This is a genomic window from Sporolactobacillus sp. STSJ-5, from assembly GCF_024385605.1.
Lineage (GTDB): Bacteria > Bacillota > Bacilli > Bacillales > Sporolactobacillaceae > Sporolactobacillus.
Window position 1 is genome coordinate 111,125 of record NZ_JANFOJ010000006.1, and the last position, 20,269, is coordinate 131,393.

General features: G+C 42.5%; 19 protein-coding genes and 1 pseudogene. 10 read left to right on the forward strand and 10 right to left on the reverse strand.

Annotated features, from left to right (window positions below; genetic code table 11):
* The first annotated feature begins 2 nt into the window (after positions 1–2).
* Entirely contained in the window at positions 3–1,637 is a 1,635-nt protein-coding gene (locus NOM01_RS07815; RefSeq protein ID WP_255747814.1) for a hypothetical protein, read from the forward strand.
* A 780-nt stretch (positions 1,638–2,417) separates the two neighbouring features.
* On the opposite strand, the gene NOM01_RS07820 is transcribed toward NOM01_RS07815, so the two are convergent.
* The 4 genes and pseudogenes from NOM01_RS07820 to NOM01_RS07830 all read right to left on the reverse strand — a co-directional run bounded on the left by NOM01_RS07820 (position 2,418) and on the right by NOM01_RS07830 (position 5,588).
* Complete coding sequence (locus NOM01_RS07820) at positions 2,418–3,029, reverse strand: hypothetical protein (RefSeq protein WP_255747815.1); 612 nt, start codon at positions 3,027–3,029, stop codon at positions 2,418–2,420.
* Between the two features lie 223 nt (positions 3,030–3,252).
* Positions 3,253–3,618: pseudogene (locus NOM01_RS17230) on the reverse strand (DUF805 domain-containing protein); the annotation flags it as partial.
* Positions 3,619–3,944: 326 nt separating this feature from the next.
* The gene (locus NOM01_RS07825; RefSeq protein ID WP_255747816.1) at positions 3,945–4,508 is read right to left on the reverse strand and encodes a DUF6241 domain-containing protein; all 564 of its coding nucleotides are present in this window, start codon (positions 4,506–4,508) and stop codon (positions 3,945–3,947) included.
* Positions 4,509–4,721: 213 nt separating this feature from the next.
* Positions 4,722–5,588 (reverse strand): helix-turn-helix domain-containing protein, encoded by an 867-nt coding sequence (locus NOM01_RS07830; RefSeq protein ID WP_255747818.1) that lies wholly within the window; start codon positions 5,586–5,588, stop codon positions 4,722–4,724.
* 117 nt (positions 5,589–5,705) lie between these two features.
* On the opposite strand from NOM01_RS07830, the gene NOM01_RS07835 reads away from it, so the two are divergent.
* The 3 genes from NOM01_RS07835 (at position 5,706) to NOM01_RS07845 (ending at position 7,915) form a co-directional block, all read left to right on the forward strand.
* The gene (locus tag NOM01_RS07835; protein WP_255747819.1) at positions 5,706–6,920 is read left to right on the forward strand and encodes an MFS transporter; all 1,215 of its coding nucleotides are present in this window, start codon (positions 5,706–5,708) and stop codon (positions 6,918–6,920) included.
* A gap of 27 nt (positions 6,921–6,947) precedes the next feature.
* Positions 6,948–7,322 (forward strand): NUDIX domain-containing protein, encoded by a 375-nt coding sequence (locus NOM01_RS07840; protein ID WP_255747820.1) that lies wholly within the window; start codon positions 6,948–6,950, stop codon positions 7,320–7,322.
* A 125-nt stretch (positions 7,323–7,447) separates the two neighbouring features.
* Positions 7,448–7,915, forward strand: coding sequence for an NUDIX hydrolase (locus NOM01_RS07845; RefSeq protein ID WP_255747822.1), 468 nt, complete (start codon positions 7,448–7,450; stop codon positions 7,913–7,915).
* Between the two features lie 65 nt (positions 7,916–7,980).
* Here NOM01_RS07845 and NOM01_RS07850 read toward each other — a convergent pair whose 3' ends face one another.
* The 3 genes from NOM01_RS07850 to NOM01_RS07860 form a co-directional block, all read right to left on the reverse strand.
* A complete protein-coding gene (locus NOM01_RS07850) occupies positions 7,981–8,382 on the reverse strand; it encodes a type II toxin-antitoxin system death-on-curing family toxin (protein ID WP_255747824.1) in 402 nt (133 codons plus the stop codon).
* Positions 8,379–8,642 carry an AbrB/MazE/SpoVT family DNA-binding domain-containing protein gene (locus tag NOM01_RS07855; protein ID WP_255747826.1) on the reverse strand — a complete coding sequence of 88 codons (264 nt, stop codon included), beginning with the start codon at positions 8,640–8,642 and terminating at the stop codon, positions 8,379–8,381. Before NOM01_RS07855 ends, NOM01_RS07850 begins: the two co-directional genes overlap by 4 nt.
* Positions 8,643–8,758: 116 nt before the next feature.
* Entirely contained in the window at positions 8,759–9,703 is a 945-nt protein-coding gene (locus NOM01_RS07860) for a nucleoside hydrolase (RefSeq protein WP_255747827.1), read from the reverse strand.
* 790 nt (positions 9,704–10,493) lie between these two features.
* On the opposite strand from NOM01_RS07860, the gene pepT reads away from it, so the two are divergent.
* Positions 10,494–11,726, forward strand: a complete 1,233-nt coding sequence (gene pepT / locus NOM01_RS07865; protein ID WP_255747828.1) for a peptidase T — start codon at positions 10,494–10,496, stop codon at positions 11,724–11,726.
* Between the two features lie 77 nt (positions 11,727–11,803).
* On the opposite strand, the gene NOM01_RS07870 is transcribed toward pepT, so the two are convergent.
* Complete coding sequence (locus tag NOM01_RS07870; protein ID WP_255747830.1) at positions 11,804–13,201, reverse strand: MFS transporter; 1,398 nt, start codon at positions 13,199–13,201, stop codon at positions 11,804–11,806.
* Positions 13,202–13,375: 174 nt separating this feature from the next.
* Here NOM01_RS07870 and NOM01_RS07875 point away from each other — a divergent pair, with 174 nt between their 5' ends.
* From NOM01_RS07875 to NOM01_RS07895, 5 genes are all read left to right on the forward strand, one after another.
* Complete coding sequence (locus NOM01_RS07875) at positions 13,376–14,545, forward strand: MGDG synthase family glycosyltransferase (protein WP_255747832.1); 1,170 nt, start codon at positions 13,376–13,378, stop codon at positions 14,543–14,545.
* 157 nt (positions 14,546–14,702) lie between these two features.
* The gene (locus NOM01_RS07880; protein WP_255747833.1) at positions 14,703–15,428 is read left to right on the forward strand and encodes a DUF2271 domain-containing protein; all 726 of its coding nucleotides are present in this window, start codon (positions 14,703–14,705) and stop codon (positions 15,426–15,428) included.
* A gap of 26 nt (positions 15,429–15,454) precedes the next feature.
* Complete coding sequence (locus tag NOM01_RS07885; RefSeq protein WP_255747937.1) at positions 15,455–16,387, forward strand: FAD:protein FMN transferase; 933 nt, start codon at positions 15,455–15,457, stop codon at positions 16,385–16,387.
* 3 nt (positions 16,388–16,390) lie between these two features.
* Positions 16,391–17,074: a hypothetical protein gene (locus NOM01_RS07890; protein ID WP_255747835.1), complete on the forward strand. Its 684-nt coding sequence runs from the start codon at positions 16,391–16,393 to the stop codon at positions 17,072–17,074.
* A gap of 17 nt (positions 17,075–17,091) precedes the next feature.
* Complete coding sequence (locus NOM01_RS07895; protein WP_255747938.1) at positions 17,092–17,730, forward strand: LysE family translocator; 639 nt, start codon at positions 17,092–17,094, stop codon at positions 17,728–17,730.
* 146 nt (positions 17,731–17,876) lie between these two features.
* Here the strand turns inward: NOM01_RS07895 and rlmN are convergent, their stop codons facing one another.
* Both rlmN and NOM01_RS07905 read right to left on the reverse strand, forming a co-directional pair.
* Positions 17,877–18,950 (reverse strand): dual-specificity RNA methyltransferase RlmN, encoded by a 1,074-nt coding sequence (gene rlmN, locus NOM01_RS07900; RefSeq protein WP_255747836.1) that lies wholly within the window; start codon positions 18,948–18,950, stop codon positions 17,877–17,879.
* Positions 18,951–19,077: 127 nt separating this feature from the next.
* Positions 19,078–20,115, reverse strand: coding sequence for an AI-2E family transporter (locus tag NOM01_RS07905; protein ID WP_255747838.1), 1,038 nt, complete (start codon positions 20,113–20,115; stop codon positions 19,078–19,080).
* Between the last annotated feature and the right edge of the window lie 154 nt (positions 20,116–20,269).

Consider the following 20,269-nt stretch of genomic DNA (forward strand, 5'->3'; position numbering starts at 1 on the left):
CTATGGAAGAGAACTTTTTCTTAAAAGTGCTTGATCGTTTGAAATGGATGTTCAATCGTATGCATGTGGATTATCCGGTCATGCGGAAGGTGCTCGCCGCCAAATTGCTGATGGATGCTCGACGAACGCCAGTTGTGCTCGGCAGCAGAGCTCGGAATAAGGAAAAAGAGGGCAATTTGTTTCTTAAATCACTCTGGGTCTATGCACTAACCGGGCTGTTTATTGTCCCAATTAATTTTCTCGGCAGTGACTATTTATTCAAAATGAGTCTCGTGTTCAGTATCATTCTTTTCATGGTCATGACCGCGATGATTGCAGACTTCTCAGCGGTGCTTCTCGACACGCGTGATCAATCCATCCTAGGGACGAAACCCATTGATTCCAGGACACTTCACGCGGCGAAAACCGTCCACATCTGCATCTATCTCATCTTATTGACCGGAACAATGGGCCTCCCTTCGGCAATTGTCGGTCTGATGCGCAGCGGTCCGCTGTTTTTCCTTCTATTCTTATTAAATCTTGTACTGATTGACTTGATCGCCATTTCCTGCACAACATTCATCTATCTGATTGTGTTAAAGTTCTTTGACGGCGAGCGACTGAAGGATGTCATCAACTATGTGCAGATTTTCCTGTCATTCGCGATTGCAATTGGCTACCAGCTCGTTATTCGCGCGTTCGATATTACGGTAAGCCACATCAGTCTGTCTCTGTCCTGGTGGCAGTTCTTCGTTCCGCCGCTTTGGTTTGGCGCAATGACCGAATGGCTGATTGGCGGGCATCATGAGTCGCAATTTATCTTTCTAGGTATCCTCGGTTTCGTTGCGCCTATTGTGCTCATTTTGATTTATCATGGATTCAGCGCATCCTTTGAACGCGCCATCATTAAATTATCCGTGCAAACCGGAAAAAGCAGACAGAAGCTCGGGTGGTTCAACCGATTTCTCGGCAGACTGCTCTGCCGTAAACAAGAAGAGCGCCATTTCTTCCGATTCGCTTCCTTAATGATGAAGCAGGACCGCATGTTCAAGCTGAAGGTCTACCCCTCACTCGGAATGTCACTGGTCTTTCCCTTCATTTTTTTAATGAATGGCTTACAAGGCTCATCATTGGATCAACTGGGTAAAGGATCAGGATACTACTATGTCTATTTCAGCTTGCTTCTGATTCCTACTGCTCTATTCATGCTTAACTATTCAAGCGCATATAAAGGTGCATGGATCTACGGAACCGCGCCGATCGCCAATCGCACGGCTATTTTTTCCGGAACACTCAAAGCAGCTCTCACGCAGCTTTTTCTTCCGGTGTTCCTAATTTTATCCGTTCTGTTCCTGTTTCTTTTTCATTGGCGCATTCTACCGGATTTAATTGCGGTACTCTTAACCGCTTCGATCTTCACCGTCATTAGTTACCGATATTGTTTAAATGAAGCGTTCCCGTTCTCAAAGCCTTTTGACGCCACTCCAACGAGCGGAAATATAATGATTTTCTTCTTGTTTCTCATTGCCGGATTGTTCGCCGCAGGTCACGCCGTCATTCGCTGGGCTCTTCCCGGATACGGTATATTGATCTATATTGTCTGCCTACTGATCGCGAATGTGATTGTGTGGAAAACGGGGCTGAGGAAGGAATTTTAACTATGAGGTGTCCAGTAAAGATGCAGTGAACTATTCTTAAAACATAGTCATTCTATAGATAATAATCTGACGGTATTTTCAAATGTCCCTATCAAAGCACTAAAAGCCTATATAATGGGCTTAACTATACTATATTGACTGGTGGAACACAATGAAATTTATCTTCGTTTCCGTTGAAGCTCTATTAAACTTCATTCTCGGTTTGTTATTCTTTTATGTCATCTGTTTTTGGATTCTAGGTATACCTTATACTGCTCAAGATTTAGGTTTAGCATTTGTTGATCCCAATTCAGAGCAAGGAGACGGAATTTTATTCCTTTTGATCGCTTTGTTCATCAGTTTGTTTTACTTTCCATTATTGATATTTGCCAATAGAGCACTTTATAAAAAAATAAAAATGAAAAAGAGGTATTACTTTCTTACCCTTTCTCTTAGCTTCCTGATTGGATTTTCATTGATACCTTTTCTTCAACTACATTCTTTCATTCAATAGCTTCTTTCTCCTCAATATCGCGAGAAATCGAGGGTACGTGTCACATTGATCAACGCTCCGCTGCAATGGAGCGTTGTTTATCTATTCATCTCAAGATTTTTACTGCCCTTGATAACCCAAATACATTAGGAAAAAAATAACAAGAACATCCAGAAAGCATTTTCTAACACACTTTTGAATCAAAGAACATATAAAGAAGCACAAGCGATAACGCAAAAAAAGAACTCCCGATATTTTTTGATATTTAATCACCCATTTTCTTTATTGATGAATTATCTATATTTCCATTATTTTCGTAGATTTTCAATCGTCTTCCGTTCGTTTGTAAGTTGTGAAAAGTCATAATTATTCTGCCAACGAGTCAATATGTCAGCATAAACTTTTCGATGTTTCAGTCTGGACTTGTTAAGAAACACAGCATATGTAAGCCAGTCGATACGTTGTCTTGTCCGTTCCTTTGGGTTATTGATCATGCTCAATAAATATTTTTGTGCACGTTCATCGGTAATGGTAGCGCGATTAATCATTTTGTCCCCGAAAGGATTCGGTGCCTGCACACCATCAAGGCCGACTTTCTGATACTTTTTGTCAGAGTTATAAATGGCGTTGGCTTCATAAAATGACATAATCTCACCATTCGTTTTATTTCGGTTATATTTGTATGAACCAATAGGTTTCGGTTTAATCTTCCAATTGGATAATTCTGAAAGAGCATTCTTAGTTGCCAAATTTTTTTTTGTTTTCTTTTTAATCGATGCTAATTTTTTGGAGTAATCGTCAACCTTTTTGGCGAGCACACTAGCATTCTTTGTACTATTCGACCAGTTAAGAGCAAGAGTAACATTCACAGCAAGGCTAATTATAAGGATGATCAGAATCGTTAAATGGATTTTCTTCATTTTGATATAAGCACCTCTCATTGATTAGAACTATTTTAAAGGCAGCAAAGCGGATCGTTGGCGTACAAAAAAACAAAAAAAGCTCAGATTTGCCGAATCACTGATTGTAGAGTCGCAATGTCTCAACTGATTATCTCATGCTGTATTCCTCTAATTGTAATTGAAGTCAGAAAAGTTTGAAATGGGTGGACGCACGCACTTTAACTATGTTTATTCGTTTTGCTTATACATCAGCCTTCTCACCGAATTTATTAGGACCCCTTGACGGAAACAGTGAAAGGACAATAAAAATCAAAGCCCAAAATGGGACAACTTGCCTGAGAGAGTGAAAAATAAAACTGAAAAAGATTAGAGTGATCGTACCAAGCACATACCACCAAGCAGTTAAACCGATATCATGAAGGCGCCGAGATGTTAGACTCATTGAAGGAATTAAAAAAACGTATGTTAAGACTGCATTCAGTAATAGAATACTATAGACAAAGATTAGAAATATTCCAAAGGTCAAGTTGGCATTTTCCGCTTGTACTGTTGAAGCTGACGGTATCTTTATAAATCGAGGGAGTTGCGAAATAATAATATGCGGTGCTAACCATAATTGTACCCACCAATAATCCGCTCTGCTACTTCTTCCTTTAAAATTAAAGTAATTTTTCCAATACGATACAAATGATTGCCATGGTCCCAAGTCATTCACCTCTTACATCTTTTTCATCAACAGATCATATACCATTATAGTAGATTCTTCTAACTCTAAACCAAGATTCAGTATAATTAAAAGGTGTCTCATAGTCGAAAATCGACTTTGAGACACCCTCCTCATTCAATGGACTTTTGCGACTTCCTGAGCAGATGATGGATGTTTATTAGTTCATCATGGACAAGAAAATTCGTCAAATATGAAAGCTCTTAGTTCTATAGATTAAGGACTTTCTGCTTGTCTGATCCAAGATGCGAAAAGTCTTCGTGTTTCCAACGGTTCAGTATTTCACTGTAAACGTCTTTGTGCTTCAAACCTATTTTATCAATTGCCAAGGCGGACAACAGCCATTCAATTCGATCATCCGTTATTTTCTTCTTATTGCCTGCCATTAACAATAGGTAACGCTGAAAGTCACTATCATCGACAACGCCGCGATTTTTATTTTCATCACCGAAAGGATTTGGATTCTGTATCCCATCAAGCCCTTTCTTTTCGACCTCTTTCGGAGTCTCAGGTGATGGGAACTTTTTCACATATTCTTCCGGTGTCATTCCTAATTGCTGCGGAGACAGCAATTCTGATTTGGTTGCATTTTGTTCTTGTGCGCTTTCGGAGTATGCGTTCTGATGATCGTAAGTCACATGCTCTTTCTTTTCGTTCACTTGTTTATCCGCTTTTTCCTGGTCATTGTCGGGTAGGTTGAATACGAGGAAAAATAGTGCGGTGAAAACAGCTGCTGCTGATACTCCGGTTATGATCAATGTTTCTTTTTTCATAGTTACTCCTCCTATTTTCATCCGGTATAAAAAATCATCGATCAAAAATAGAGAAACAAAAGCCGGCATCCTTTAAGTTATTGGACCAAATCCAGTATCTCGTTTTTAAAAAAGATAGGCAATGAAAATCCATAGTATTTACAATACTTTAACTTTATTCAACATATTTCGACTTTACCTTTTACTACCGTCCGCCGGTTTTAATCGATGCGTTTAATCACTGTCTAAGCCCACCTCAATATCTAGCTGTTTACATAGCTTGGAATAATAATTGGCAGTGTCCTGATAGTTTAATTTAATAAACAGTTGCAGGTGTTCTTCCAGTTCCGCCTCAGATGATCTGTCCAACAAAATATTTGCCATGTGTTCTAAGGTTTCACTGATGAGTTGATTATACAGATCATGGTTTTTAACCGTGTAGTTTTGCGAAACCTGACAATAGCTCAAGGCCGTATTGTACTCATGATTCATTAATGCCATTTCAGCTAGATTATTAAATAACACGGGTATTTTATAGTCACTGAAATGCGATTGGTTATCTTGAAATTTAGAAACAAATTGTTTGGCAAGTACTTTTGCAACGGAATAGTTTGCGAGGAAAATAGAGTTGCTTAATAGAGCGAGCTCATAGTGACGCCAATTTTGACATTTTAATAAATAGGTAAACAACGACTCATATTTGGCATAGTTAATATGACCGTTGTGTCGAATAAAATCGACTAGTCCCAACATATTTAAACGCTTATGTTCGAGACGAAGTGAATGCTTCGCAACGCTCTCTGTAAATTCTGTTTCCAGCAATGCTGCCAGCTCATCAACTTTACTTTCTGTTGAAAGATCATTCGCGCGTTGAATATAGTAATCCTCCAAAAAAAGTTTGTTCTGATGCAGTTCGCGTTCAAATTCTTCCAAAGACAACCCCAGTCTATTAATTAGCAGGATCATTTTGTCATAGGTTGGGTAGTAGTTATTATGTTCAAGCTCCGATAAATGGGAACGCGAGAGAATACCTTGAGCCGTTTCTTTTTGTGTCATGCCCTTATCCAATCTGATCGTTCTGATCAACGCTCCGATTGTCATCATATTTATCTCCTCACTTCATGTCGATATAAGTAACACGATGCTAAGCTCATTATGCCAACCCTTTAAACTGTTAGCAACACATGAACAGTATTTAGGAAGAGGTTGGGCGTCTTAATGGTTGGGAAAGAGGAAAAGTCAGCACCACTCACGCATAGTCATTGGCGCAGATTAATGCTTATTTTGTTGTTTGGCAATATGGTTGCGGGAATTGCTTTTAGTGAAGTAATGCCGTTTTTGCCCTTTTTCTTGCGCGATTTGGGGAATTTTTCAACGCATCAGCTTAATAGCTTTAGTGCCCTAGTGTTCTCATCCACTTACTTTACTGCCCTTTTTCTCTCACCAGTTTGGGGGAAACTGGGCGATCGGTTTGGAAGAAAACCGATCCTGTTGCTAAGTGCTATGGGGGCCGCACTAACAATCGGTGCTTTTACTATGGTGACCAATGTATGGGCATTCATTGGCTTGCGCCTTCTACAAGGTGCGTTTGCCGGCTATTTCAGCAATACGAATGCTTTATTGGCGGCGGAAGTGCCTAAGGAGAAGGGCGGTTATGCCCTAGGTACACTGGCGATCGGCTTCATAACAGGCTCACTGCTTGGTCCTTTAATAGGAGGCGTGATCGGCTCACTGGTTGGTTACAGATTAACTTTCTTGCTCGCCAGCTTTTTATTAATTGGCGTCTTCTTTATCAATCTGTTCGGTGTTGACGAAACGAACCGTCGCCCATGGAGAAAGCGCTCATCGCTGCAGCACGTGAGATTTAACGATTTTCCGAAGAAGAAAATCATTGTGAATTTGTACCTGACCGCCCTGCTGATTCAAATCGGAAACAATTCGATCAGTCCAATACAGCCCTTGTACGTGGCACAATTAATGAATAATACCGGAAATGTTAATTTAATGAATGGCTTGGTTGCTTCGGCACCTGGTGTTTCTTGTTTATTGATGTCATCCTATTTTGGCAAGCTAGGGGATCGTATAGGTACGGAGAGAATCCTTAAAGTGAGCTTGCTGGCATCCATTTGTTTCTTGCTGCCAATGGCTTTTGTCACGAACATTTGGCAATTAGTAATTCTGCAACTGCTTATTGGGCTCTCCGACTCGGCATTAATGCCGGCAGTTAGCATTCTGCTTGCTAAAAATACACCGGTCTCAATTTCCAGCAGTATTTTTGGATATAACCAATCCTTTCAATCTGCGGGAATCGTAATCGGTCCGTTTCTCGGCTCCTATACAGCTAATTTATTTGGGTATCGGGGTGTGTTTCTCATGGCGGTTCTAATATTCTGCGCTCTTGTAGTAGTCAATAAATCCACAAGATATCAGTAATCATCAATTTTGAAAGGAAGGTTGGATATGGCAGATTATATTAAAAGCATCAGAAAGTTCGTAGGACATACACCGATTATTTTAAATACAGCGACCGGAATTGTTATGGATCATGGTAAGTTGCTCCTGCAAGAACGGGCTGGTGGTGGTTGGTGTCTGCCTGGAGGCTATTTGGAGTATGGTGAATCCTATTCGGAGGCATGTAAAAGAGAACTACTTGAAGACACCGGATTTAATGTCAAAGTTGTTCGGCCACTAGGTGTGTTTGACAAGTATTTCATGGAGTATGCAAATGGAGATAAGCTGCAAAACATCGGTATGTTATTTTGGTTAAACCAATTGGTGGATGTCTGCTCAGTAAACAAACCAAGGAAACTTGGGGGCTCAAATACTTTGATATAAATCATACCCCCGATCTCGTTTTCAAACAAAATCAGGACATGCTTGATTTGGTGAGAGACTTAGTTCTTCATGACAACTTGATGTAGCATGCTCATTTAAATTAAACGAGAAAGGCTGGGGAAACATTGGATTACATTAACTATTTGAGATCAATGGTTGGTCACGAAAAGGTGTTAATGGTTGTTTCAGGTGCAATCGTTTTTGATAAGGAGCATCGTGTGCTGATGCAAAGACGTTCTGATAATGGACAATGGGGATTCCCAGGCGGATTTATGGAATTAGGGGAAAGCATTCAGGATACAGCTAGGAGAGAGGTTTATGAAGAGACAGGGCTTCAATTAGGAAAGCTTGAACTCCTTAGTATTCATTCAGGTCCACAGTACGATAAAACTTTTTCTAACGGCGACCAAGTTTCATTGGTTCTTATTTCTTTCACTTGCACGGACTATACAGGTGAATTCATTGAGCACAACGAAGAGTCACTGCAAAATAAGTTCTTTTCACTTGACGCATTACCCGACAATCTATTTACGGAACATAAAATGTTGATTAATGCGATCTTGTCAAACAGACGTTATCCCATTATTGAATAACTAATTCTTATAGAAGGGGTTAAAAATGACTAGCATCTGAAGCAGTTATTAACGAATGCATCAGATTACCGCCACAAGGTTGCATGCACTTTGATCCAAGTACTGATGTCCTGGATCGCTATTTTATTTTGCTGATCAGATAATTCAACAGTAAAATTCTCTTTTTCTTTTTGACTTGCCTGGATGACATAGCCATTTTTTCGCAAAAATAATTCCAGGGCAGCATAGGCAGTCCGTTTGTTGGCATTGTAAAACGGATGATTCTGAGCTAAGCTCTGAAACAATGCAGCCGCTTTTTGACAGAGTGTTGGATACGCATCTTCGCCCAAAACCGATTGCTTTGGGCGGTTAATCGCGCTATCCAACAAACTTGGTTCTTTAATGCCAATGTCCTCAGATGGCGAAAAACGCTTAATCAATACTGCATTAAGATAAATAACTTGGTTTTTATTTAAGTATTCGGTCATCGATCCACAAGGCCTCGAAACACTGCATCATTATCCTTGATTATTTGATCCACCATTTTAATGAACTCCTGATCAATACCAACCGGAAGGTTTACCGCCTTGCTTTTGCGGATCTTCACAGTCCCGTCATCCAAATTCTCAAAAACAATTTCGTCCCCGGGTTTGACATGCAAATGTTCGAGCACTTCTTTCGGGTACGTTGATCCATAGCTGTTGCCCATCTTAAAAATTTTCCGTTCCAAAGCTGCAGCACTCTCCATAGTTTTTCCTCCTATTCTATGCAAATGTTATTATGTGTATACGTTATCACGTAATCATTGTAACTACAATATAACCATTTTGCATTTTCAATGTTTTTACTTGCGCTCGTAATTCCTCACTGCCGCGCTTTCTTCGCAAGGTCAACGATTGATTCAAAAAACGCATCAGCGTTCACGTCATAAACAATCTCAACCTCACGCCCATCCACGGATTCTTCAATTCGTCCTTGGCTAGGTTCCTCCGTATGGACAATTGTGCGCACCTTCTTCGTCTGTACCAGATCAGGATTTCCTGCGGCCATTGTCGTCAGAACATCCCACAGGTAATACGTCGAATTGGTTTCAAAGTGAACGAGCGGCGGCACCGCTGCGTAGCATTGGCCGAGAAAATCGATACCTGTATATTTTCGGAGTGACGCCCAGTGATTGCGAATCGGCACGGTCAAAGGCACTTGATTGGTGCTCTCAAGTGCGACCATGCGCACAGGAATACTGCTTTGCCATACACGCGCCACAGCTTCCGGATCCCAGAATGCGTTCCACTCGGCTGTCCCGTCATGCTCCGGCTCTTGCACGTTACCCACCGGATTCAGCGTACCGCCCATCCAGATTAACCGCTCGATTTTCTCCTCAATATCAGGGGCGAAGTCGAGGGCACGCGCCACGTCAGTCAATGGTCCGGTGCATAGGAGTGTTGTTTTTCTCGCACTTTCTTTGACCGTCTGCGCTAAATGCTCATGCGCAGGCAGCGTACTCAGCGGTGCTTCCACCTTTCCCGATTCATTCAATAAAGGAAGCGCGTCAACGAAAAACGGATGCATGCGCCATTCCTTCGGAAACGGATTGTGCCCGCGTGAGTTTGATCGCGCAACCTCAATAGGTTTTCTTCCAAATCGATCAATGATTTTTCTGCTTGCCTCAATGCCCGGTGTTAAATAGCCATCGGCAGGAATGACCGATACGCCGGTGACCTCCACCTGATCCATTTGCAGTAATAAAAATAAGGATACAAGGTCATCAATCCCTGCATCATGATTAAAATAGACATTCATTTGTTTCATCCCAGCACGTCCTTTTGTCTGATACACCCTGTCCTTTAAAGTAACAGATCATCTCATCCGGGTGCAAGCAAAAAAGCAATTGAATCTCTTTTTCGTGCATAGGAGCACCGGTTCCATTCATAGATTCGGTTCCGTATCGCGTTCGTGCGTTGGAATCTGATTTTCATGCATTGAACTCGGGTTTTCGTGCATTGAATCACTTTTTTCGTGCATAGGAGCACCAATTCCATTCATAGAGTCGGCTCCAGATCGCGTTCGTGCATTGGGGTCTGACTTTCATGCATTGAATTCGGGTTTTCGTGCATTGAATCCTTTTTTTCGTGCATAGGAGCACCAATTCCATTCATTGAGTCGGCTCCGATTCGCGTTCGTGCATAGGCGTCTAATTTTCATGCATTGAACTCGGGTTTTCGTGCATTGAATCACTTTTTTCGTGCATAGGAGCACCAATTCCATTCATTGAGTCGGCTCCGAATTGCATTCGTGCATTGGGGTCTGACTTTCATGCATTAGATCACCATTTTCATGCATTGAATCACGATTTTCGTGCATTGGATCACTGGTTTCGTGCATAGTCTCGGCTCTAGAACGCGTTCGTGCATTGGCCTCTGATTTTCATGCATTGAACTCTAGTTTTCGTGCATTGGGACACACGGTGCCCCTTGTTCGTGCGCTTATATCGCGGTTGTGCTTTGTCGCGATTCAATTTTACACAGCTGCCTCCTGCTAACATGATCTGACGCCTTTGAAGTGGTAAGATAGAAAAAGATTATTAAGGAAGGTGACCCTTTTGAAAGAAGATCTGATTAAACGCTTCACTTCATATGTAAAAGTCAATACACAATCCGATGATGACAGCCCAAGCTGCCCATCAACGCCAGGACAGCTGACACTTGCTCGCCAGCTTGTTGCCGAACTGAAAAGTATCGGCATGCAGGAAGTCACAATGGATGAAAACGGCTACGTTATGGCCACCTTACCCGCAAATACGGAGAAGAATGCTCCTGTTGTCGGCTTTATGGCCCATGTTGATACAGCTACCGATTTCACCGGCGATGGGGTTAACCCGCAATTTGTCGAAAACTATGACGGCGGCGACATTGTCTTGAACAAAGATCTGAACATTGTCCTCAGCCCGAAGACATTCCCGGAATTGCTCAATTACAAAGGCCATACGCTGATCACAACCGACGGCACCACACTGCTTGGCTCCGATGACAAATCCGGCGTTACTGAAATCATCACCGCCATGGATTATTTGATTCAGCATCCGGAAATCAAGCACGGCAAAGTCCGCGTCGCATTAACTCCGGATGAAGAAATCGGCCGCGGTCCGCATAAATTTGATGTTAAAGCTTTCGGTGCATCGTTTGCTTATACCGTTGACGGCGGCGCGCTTGGCGGACTTGAATACGAGAATTTCAACGCCGCAGAAGCGAAACTGATTTTCAAGGGCAGCAATGTCCATCCCGGTTCCGCCAAGAACAAAATGCTCAATTCAATCAAGATGGCTGTTGATTTCCAAAACCAACTGCCTGCTGAAGAAGCACCTGAGCTTACTGACGGATATGAAGGCTTCTACCATCCGCTGACCTTCACCGGAGACGTGGAACGAACCAAAGTCGTTTACATCATCCGAGATTTCGACAAGGACAAATTCGAAGCGAAAAAAGCATTCGTTCAAGAAACCGTAAAGAAACTCGAGAAAAAATACGGTGAAGGCACGATTGAACTCCAATTGAAAGATCAGTACTACAACATGAAAGAAATCGTTGAACAGCATAAAGAAGTTTTTGATGTTGCGTATCAGGCCATGAAAAATCTCGACATTGAACCGCAAGTCCTGCCGATTCGCGGTGGTACTGACGGCGCGCAGATCTCCTATATGGGACTTCCGACACCGAACCTGTTCACCGGTGGAGAAAATTTCCACGGCAAGTACGAATACCTGTCCGTCAACGATATGATTAAAGCGACCCAGACAATTGTCGAAATCGCTCGTTTGTTTGAAGAACAAGCCTAAATATCGAAAAACGCCGCTGAATCCTTTTTAAGGATTTTAGCGGCGTTTTTTTATCCCCACGTTTCGATCATCATTGCTTACACAATCTTCCCACGTTTAACCAACGTCTTCTTCACCGAATGAATATCACGAACATTATATTTAGCCATAAACACGTAGCATAGTGCTGACGGGATGAGTGGGATCTGTAAGAGGCTCATCGTCAGAATATAATCACCGGGACTATGCAAATAGATCGAGACAATCGCATAGACCGCCCCCATACCAAGGTTTCCTACCGTTCTCCCCAGGCTGTTCGCCAGATTGGCAATACTGAATACGGTACCCCGATGTTCCGGCAGATTCACATCGGTAATCAAAGCCAGCCAATTCGGCGTATTCGCTGATTGCGCGGCCGATGCGAACAGAGAAATGACAAAAAGCGACAGAATCCAAGGGTTAGAAATCAAGTCCCCAAGCAAACTAATAAATAAAGTTACCGAATTTGTTGTGTCCGGGAGTGATAATTGATCGATTGGAAAAATAAATAATAAGATATAGAGAGGCATGGTCAGAAAAACGAACACCGCAGTAATCAGTGCGCGCGCCTTATAACTCCTTCTCTGCATTTTATCCCCAAGGTAACCGAAAAAGGAGGACAGGGTACCGCCGATTTGAAAAATACCGAACAGGAAGGCGGCGACAATCATCGCAATTTTCGTTCCGTAACCAATCTCTTCAATTTTAGATATGTAAAGAGTGGGCAGCCAGATCAGACTGCCGGTTGCGATATTCATGAAGAACCCTTGCAAGAAGAGCAGCAGATTGCTTCTCTTACCGATCATCGTTAAAATTTGGCTCATTCCGATGCGGTATGTATAGTTCATGCCGCGATCCATCAGCTTCTTTAGTTCCGGTTCCGCACTGCCAAAGCGTGGTTCTTCCACAAAAAAATAGAAGACAATGAGCAGCAAGCCGATTATCGCCAAGAGTTCAAAGGGAAATCTCCAGCTGGACATAGTCGAAATAATTGAAGCAATGAGTGCACCGGCAATGCCGCCAAAGCCCTGAGACATGCCCCACAAACTTAGAATCATGCCTCGAGAGTGATAGGGAACATAATCAGTCAGCGCGCTGAAGCCAATGGATGCAATGCAGCCCAAACCGACCCCTGTGATAATTTGACAGAGCATGAGATGAATATACGAACCACTGAGTGACGTTAGATAAACACCGGCCACCCAGATCAATGTACCGACAATGACTAACCGTTTGCGGTGATGCTTCCCAGACAAGTAACCCCAAAACAGCGAGGAGAAGGCAGTCACCAGAATATTAACCGCTGAAACGACACCCATGGACGAGATCGGCACCTGCAAATCGTGTGATATGATTTTGAAAAGCGGCGGAAACAAACCAATAACAATATTGTCAAACGCCGCCAGACTGACATAGACGGATATAGCGTACACAGTCTTAAATTTCTGAAGTGACATACAAACGTGATCTCCTTAAGTTTATGTTGCGTTATAGTAAGCTTTTTGTTACGATTGTTCAATAACTTCCAAAAAAAATTGTTTCTTGTCCCAGTTTAGCATACAATGTAAGGTAGACAGAAGAGACTGCTTATCTAGCGAGTCAGTCCAATTGTTAGAGAAAGGATATCTTCGATGATTAAAAATATACTCATCATATCTTCAAATTACACCGGACACGGCCACAAAAGTATTACAGAATCCCTTAGTGAAAAATTTGATATTGTTCCGGATGTAAAGATTCATGTGGTTGATGGCTTTTCATTAGGCGGTAACACATTGCTCAGAGTCGGCAAAATGTACGGACCCATCACCAGAAATTCCGAACATCTCTGGAAAGTCATTTGGGATATCACTTCCGTTAAGGTGCCATTTGTTAATCATTTGATTGAGATGAAAATTCGAACCAAATTTCTTGCTCTACTTGACAAAGTTAAGCCTGATCTCATTCTGACCGTCCATCCGAATTTTAACGGTTCTATTCTCAATATTCTCGAAAAAAATGACATCCATATACCATTCGTCACACTGATCGCCGATTTGATCAGCATTACACCGCTTTGGGCGGATGCTCGTGCCGATTATGTGATCAGCCCGACACAAGAAGCCAAGGATAAATGTATTGAATTTGGTGTGCCGGCTGAAAAGATTAAAGTGTTTGGGTTCCCTGTGCGCGAACGCTTCTATAACCACGCTCAGAAAGATGCCGAACATTATGCACCGAACAAACCATTGAATTGCTTGCTCATGAGCGGCGGCGAAGGCGTTGGCAATATGGGCAAAATGGCCAAAACATTGATCGAAACTTTTGGTTTCAACATTACCATTGTTGCCGGAAGAAACGAAAAATTACAAGCACATCTCCAAAAAACTTTGGGTAAAAAATACGGTGACAAAGTCAAAATCTACGGATTCACACGAAATATCCAAGACTTGATTGCAAATTCCGATATCGCATTTATTCGGAGCAGCCCAAATGTCATGATGGAAGCTGTTTCCTGCAACACGCCAATCGTGATTACCGGAGCTCTTCCCGGACAAGAAGCAGGAAATCCAAGATTTGCTGAAAAATATCATTTGGCAATTACATGCGATTCAATGGGCAATCTTGTTCCGACAATTAATGAACTGTTGGATAACAACGTCGCGATGCTGAAAGAAATTAAGAAATCACAGCAGCAGTACGTTGATCCGCAAATTCCGGAAAACATCGTTAACTTTATTTTGAAGATCCCAAATAAAGAACTCCAGCCGGCCGGCGTGGCGCGCGATGTATCGTTTAATAACATTAATTACGAATCTTAACCTTTTTATACTAGCGATGGAAAACCCAAGCGGTTTTTTATCGCTTTTTTTATTTATTTCTTGCCAAAGCGCGTCAATGTAAAAAATTTCGCATTAGCTGTATAATAATGAAAGAAACTTTCTATTCTGTTAAGCGAATAAATTTTGAACATTGGGAGTGAGATCAACGAAAAAAATATTAGCTCCTGTCATTGGTACATTAGGCGCCGGCGTTATCATTGTTTCAGGCATGTCCCAATTTGCTCATGCTGATAACCCCTTTTCTTTGTCCCAGCCTTCTTCCGACAGCTCAACCTCATCTGTCTCGTCATCTGACACTTCTGCAGTCCATGTCCCTGATGTAAAAACGCTCGGTCTTGTCGCTATAAACTATCGACTGTTTCACTTGGATCAGTTGGCAAGCAATCAGATCGCCTTCTGGATCGAAGATGAAAAAGGCCATTATGTTAAAACGCTGCGTGCCTCAAGCTTCACAGCAGGCGGAGGCTATAAAATGCGGGCTGAGGCATTGCCGGAGTGGCGCAAGGCATCAAACTGGGCCCATGCGTCCAAATCCGAAGTCAATCAAGTCAAACTTCCGGAACAAGACGCCGGTAACCATACTGTATATTGGGATTGTACCGACGCCGCGGGAAAGGCGGTAAAACCCGGCACCTACGTCTACAAAGCTGAAGGCAACATTTACTGGCAGAACCGAGTCGTGTTCACCGGAAAAATTACCATTGGCAAAGACAACACACAATCGACCGCTCAGGCCGTTTACAAACCATCCGGCGCAAAATCACACGGTGTTCTCCTAGATCATGTACGTGCAGGATTTAATACTGGCAAAAGTATTGCTTCGGTCAAACAAGATCCAACGACAAGTACACAAGGATCGTAATTTTGCCTGAATTTCACAGTTTTCATATGAATACTCAGGTACATATCTCTGGATTAAACGCGCCGGACGCGTCTAGAGTTTTTAAACGAATGACCGAGACAGAAGAACAATTTTCCAGATTTCTAACGAGCAGTGAGCTTTATCGGGTAAATCAGAGCGCTGATATGCCTGTAACCGTATCTCCGCGATTTGCCGAACTGCTATTTGAAGCACTGCGTTTCTATTCGGAAACAGATGGTATCTTTGATCCGTTTCTCGGCCGCCTTATCCAAGAACTTGGCTATGATCGTTCATTTGATGAAATCGATCGTTTACATGCTCAGCGTACCCGTTGTGTTATTTCTTCCCCAATCCAAGCAGCTTCTTTTGAATTTGATCTTGAACAGCGGAGCGTAACACCGCATTCAGGCTGTACTTTGGATTTCGGTGGTATTGCAAAAGGCTGGGCAGTACAAAAATCGGCCTTGGCTCTTATTCATGATGGTCGCTCGAAAGGATTAATCAATGCCGGCGGCGATATCATGGGCTGGTCCGACAAGCAACCATGGGTCATCAACATTGCCCACCCTTTTTCCGATGACCAAATCATTGGGAAACTTACTGTCAAAGACCGTCGCTTCGGCATCGCTACGAGCAGCAAAATCAAACGCAGTTGGAGCGACGGGAAGCACCGGCTTCATCATCTTATTGATCCACGAACCGCCTTGCCCTCAGAATCGGATATTATTCAGGCAACTGTTGTGGGGCCGGAACTCCTGCCATGCGAAATCTATGCAAAATGCCTCCTGATTATGGACAGCCGTGAGGGACCCGAATGGTTCGAGGCGAAGCGTCCGGATCTTGCCTACCTGTTCATTAAAAAGGATGGTCAATTAACCATCTCATCCAATTTGAAGAATTTGTGCAGCTATAAAAATTTCCCAGAAAAAATATCCTTTCCACCAAATAAGGAGAGATGAACTGTGGACCAAAAGCATAAGGTTTTAAAGTGGACCGTTGGATTTTCATTGATGATCATCATCAGCTTATTTATTGAATTCGAACGCCGGACAGGCTTTTTATCTGCGCATGCACCGACCTGGCTCATTGTCCGCGTGCTCGGCATCAGTGCGTACCTGCTCCTTTTCTGCGGCATATGCTTAGGTATTATGGCCGGCATGCCCATTTGGAGAGGAAGAAAAAAAGCTCGCGACCTGCTTTTAAGCATACATTTTTTCTTCAACACAACCGGCGTATTTGTTGCCATGCTGCATCCGCTGCTCCTGATCATTGATCCCTATGTTCCTTTCTCTTGGATGCAGCTGCTTGTTCCTTTCACAGCACCGCGTGAGCCGTTTCTTTACGGACTCGGAACACTCACACTTTATGGATTGCTGTTCGTACTTCTGACGACTGACCTGAAAGAGAAAATGCCGAGAAAAATCTGGCATAGTTTCCATCTGATTGCGTATCTGCTTTTTCTGCTGGCGCTCACCCATGGCATCATGGGAGGAACGGATTCTAAAAACATACTGATCTTTTCCATGTACGTCCTCACGTTCTTAGTTGTTATGGTGCTCATGGTTGCGCAAATCCAGATGATGAGTGCTATAAAGAAAAGAGCCTTGCGAAAGCAACATGCCGCCCAAAGCAGCATGCATCAATAATTGTTGGAGTGTGGTCTCTGGTGGAACATTATCTGCTTTTTATTATTGTCTCTATTTTTTTGATTCTGCTCCCCGGACCGGACATGGCGCTTGCCACACGGAATACACTGCTTTACGGTCGATCAGTCGGCTTAAGTACTATTACCGGGACGTCTCATGCACTTTTCATTCATACGACCGCGGCAGCACTCGGTCTGTCCGCCCTACTTGTCCAATCCGCTTTTTTCTTTTCCATTTTCAAATACATCGGCGCATTGTATTTGGCTTATCTTGGCATACGAACATTATTTAGTCTTAGAAATCAGACCGCAACGCAAATGAATGGACAATCTGTGCTTTCGAAAAAATACCTTTCAAAAAAAATGGGCTACTTCCAAGGATTTCTCACCAATTTGACCAATCCTAAAGTCGTCGTTTTCTTTTTGACGTTTTTGCCTCAATTTGTTCGGCCGGACAATCACTCAATTGTCCCCTTTTTTATACTTGGAATAACGCACATCCTCATCAATTTTCTCTTGTTCAGTACCTATGTGTTCCTCATCGGAGCATTCAATCAATGGCTGCAGAAACCTTCAGTCCAATTTATGCTCCAAAGTGTGACCGGTTCAATCCTAATTGGGTTCGGCATCCATCTTGCACTGTGGGCTCAGAGATAAAATCGATAACAATTACTAATTTGAGAACGAATTGTCGTTCCATTCTTTCCATTTTGGAAGCTGAGAGTTACATAGAATTTATGTCTGAATAAGAAAAACCGGCAGAAAGGAAACGTCCTTTCTGCCGATTTAGTACTCTTTGAGCCTTATCGCTTAACCACGCGTTCTTTCTTGATCTGCTTACTGCGCAATTGACCGCAGGCGGCGTCAATGTCCGTACCGAATTCTTTACGAACAACGGCGTTTATGCCTCGCTTTTTCAACGTTTCATAGAAGGCAACCACAGCGTCTTTCTCACTCCGTTGGTATTCCGAATGTTCTTCGACCGGATTGTAGGGAATCAGGTTGACGTACGCCAGATGACGTTTCTTTTCGAGCAGTTTGGCAAGCTGCAGAGCTTCTTCTTTGTGATCATTAATGTCTTTAAGCATAATATATTCAAACGTGATACGCCTATTGGTTTTTTCTAAATAATAGTCGACAGCTTCCATCAACTTTTCAATCGGATAGGCACGATTAATTTTCATGATTCTACTGCGCAGTTCGTTATTTGGTGCATGCAGCGAAATGGCCAGATTAATTTGCCAGTCAATATCGGCAAATTCATAGATTTTCGGTACAATACCGCTGGTTGAAACGGTAATATGGCGCGCACCAATGGCGAGACCTTTGCCATCGTTAATAATCTTGAGGAAATCCATAACCGGTTCAAAATTATCAAATGGTTCACCTATGCCCATGACAACAATATGACTGACACGTTCATCTTTCTCACGTGCATCAAGGCTTTGCTGAATTTTAACCAACTGCTCCACCATTTCCCCGCTTGTAAGGTCACGGTTTTTCTTCAACAATCCGCTCGCACAAAAGCTGCACCCGATGTTGCAGCCCACCTGAGATGTGACACAGACGGATAGTCCATATTCATGCGGCATCAAAACGGTCTCAATTAAATTACCATCAGAAAGCTTGAACAGAAATTTTGTCGTTCCGTCCTTCGCTTTCTGCTCAATCTGCGTTTCCAGTGTTCCCATAACGAAATGGTTCTCAAGCAGCTGAATTGTCTTTTTGGAGAGATTGGTCATTTTCTCAAAATCATCGACACGTTTGACATAGATCCAATCCCAAATTTGTGCGGCTCTGAATTTTTTCTCGCCTTGACTCACCAGCCAGCCTGTTAATTTATCCAATGTTAATCCATAAATGGACGTTATGCTCATATAAAATACCTCTTTTTAAAGATTGCGTGATGCTTCAATCATACTGAATTCGTGACGATCGTGCAAGGAGCGATACCTGTAAAAGAAAAGGCAGAGCGCTCCCGCCCTGCCTTATTGGGTCTATCATTTATTTTTTTGATCGGTTCAACGACAGTTTTTTGATTGGTTTTTTGTATTCAACACCGAGCACATCAATAAGAAAGACAAAGACCGGCAGACCGACAATAAGTCCCCAGATGCCAAAGAAATGTTCGGAAAAGATTAGGACAACAAACGTGTAGAAAACCGGGAGTTCCGTTTTCGCTGACATCAGCTTAGGATTCAGTACATAAGCTTCGACCGTATGCACAGCAAGAATCGTCAGCACCATATAAATAACATCCTGTATTCCACCGATCGTATAGCCAATCATACAAAGCGGAATCAGCGAGATGACAACGCCGGCAACCGGAATCAGACTCAAAACAAAAACCATCAGAATCAAACTGAACAGCTGCGGGAAATGCAGCAACGCAAGAATAATCGCTGTAATGGCCGTATTGACAAGTGCGATGACAAATTGAGCTTCAATCACCTTGCCGAAGGTCTGTACGAAACGAGACCCGAAGAAAGCAACCTCATCATATAGGAACCCGATTTTACTCGTTTTAAATCCTCTTGAGAACTTAAGCAGCCGCTCTTTTTCCAGAGAAAAGAACAGGCTGAGCAGCAATGCCAGAAACAGGTCGATCGTAAATGAACCAAAGGAAGAAAACGAATCAATCAGAAATTTGACACCCGATTTCAGATAGGATTCGACATTATACTTTTGCAGCTGATCCAAGAACGCATTGACCACGACAGATCCGCGAAATTCCTTAATTGTCTTCATGATCGAGTCAAACAGCTGTACCGTCTGATCGGCAATAATTGGTAAGTAAATGGTCAGTGCCGCATAGATGCCTAGCGCAATTAACAAATAAAGAACAATGACCACAAACCGTCTGGGCAATTTCAATTTTTGGTGGACAAAGGTTTCTAAACGGTCCACAAGAAAACAAAAGATAAATGTAAGCAAGAGCAAATCAATCAAACTTCGACACAGGTAAATAATAAATACCAGCAGAGCAAAAATAAGGACGCGTCTGACTGATTGTTTTTGCAAATAGCCGATCAGTAAATTCATAGTTTCTGTTTCCTTTTCTCCTTTTATTCCTGCCCCAAATGTATATCTAGTATTAGGAACAGATTATATTTTCATTTTAGTGTTTTTCTAGTGCAGATGCAAAGGATAATCTGTTTCAACCATATATTTACATCCGGCAAGAAAAAAAGTTTCA

Bases quoted from the DNA above. Each gene is read 5' to 3' on its own strand.
- NOM01_RS07820 (WP_255747815.1), bottom strand. From the start codon at position 3,029: ATGAAGAAAATCCATTTAACGATTCTGATCATCCTTATAATTAGCCTT.
- NOM01_RS07835 (WP_255747819.1), top strand. From the start codon at position 5,706: ATGGTTGGGAAAGAGGAAAAGTCAGCACCACTCACGCATAGTCATTGG.
- NOM01_RS07830 (WP_255747818.1), bottom strand. From the start codon at position 5,588: ATGACAATCGGAGCGTTGATCAGAACGATCAGATTGGATAAGGGCATG.
- NOM01_RS07840 (WP_255747820.1), top strand. From the start codon at position 6,948: ATGGCAGATTATATTAAAAGCATCAGAAAGTTCGTAGGACATACACCG.
- rlmN (WP_255747836.1), bottom strand. From the start codon at position 18,950: ATGAGCATAACGTCCATTTATGGATTAACATTGGATAAATTAACAGGC.
- NOM01_RS07885 (WP_255747937.1), top strand. From the start codon at position 15,455: ATGAATACTCAGGTACATATCTCTGGATTAAACGCGCCGGACGCGTCT.
- NOM01_RS07905 (WP_255747838.1), bottom strand. From the start codon at position 20,115: ATGAATTTACTGATCGGCTATTTGCAAAAACAATCAGTCAGACGCGTC.
- NOM01_RS07875 (WP_255747832.1), top strand. From the start codon at position 13,376: ATGATTAAAAATATACTCATCATATCTTCAAATTACACCGGACACGGC.
- NOM01_RS07850 (WP_255747824.1), bottom strand. From the start codon at position 8,382: ATGACCGAATACTTAAATAAAAACCAAGTTATTTATCTTAATGCAGTA.
- NOM01_RS07825 (WP_255747816.1), bottom strand. From the start codon at position 4,508: ATGAAAAAAGAAACATTGATCATAACCGGAGTATCAGCAGCAGCTGTT.
- NOM01_RS07815 (WP_255747814.1), top strand. From the start codon at position 3: ATGGAAGAGAACTTTTTCTTAAAAGTGCTTGATCGTTTGAAATGGATG.
- NOM01_RS07855 (WP_255747826.1), bottom strand. From the start codon at position 8,642: ATGGAGAGTGCTGCAGCTTTGGAACGGAAAATTTTTAAGATGGGCAAC.
- NOM01_RS07870 (WP_255747830.1), bottom strand. From the start codon at position 13,201: ATGTCACTTCAGAAATTTAAGACTGTGTACGCTATATCCGTCTATGTC.
- NOM01_RS07860 (WP_255747827.1), bottom strand. From the start codon at position 9,703: ATGAAACAAATGAATGTCTATTTTAATCATGATGCAGGGATTGATGAC.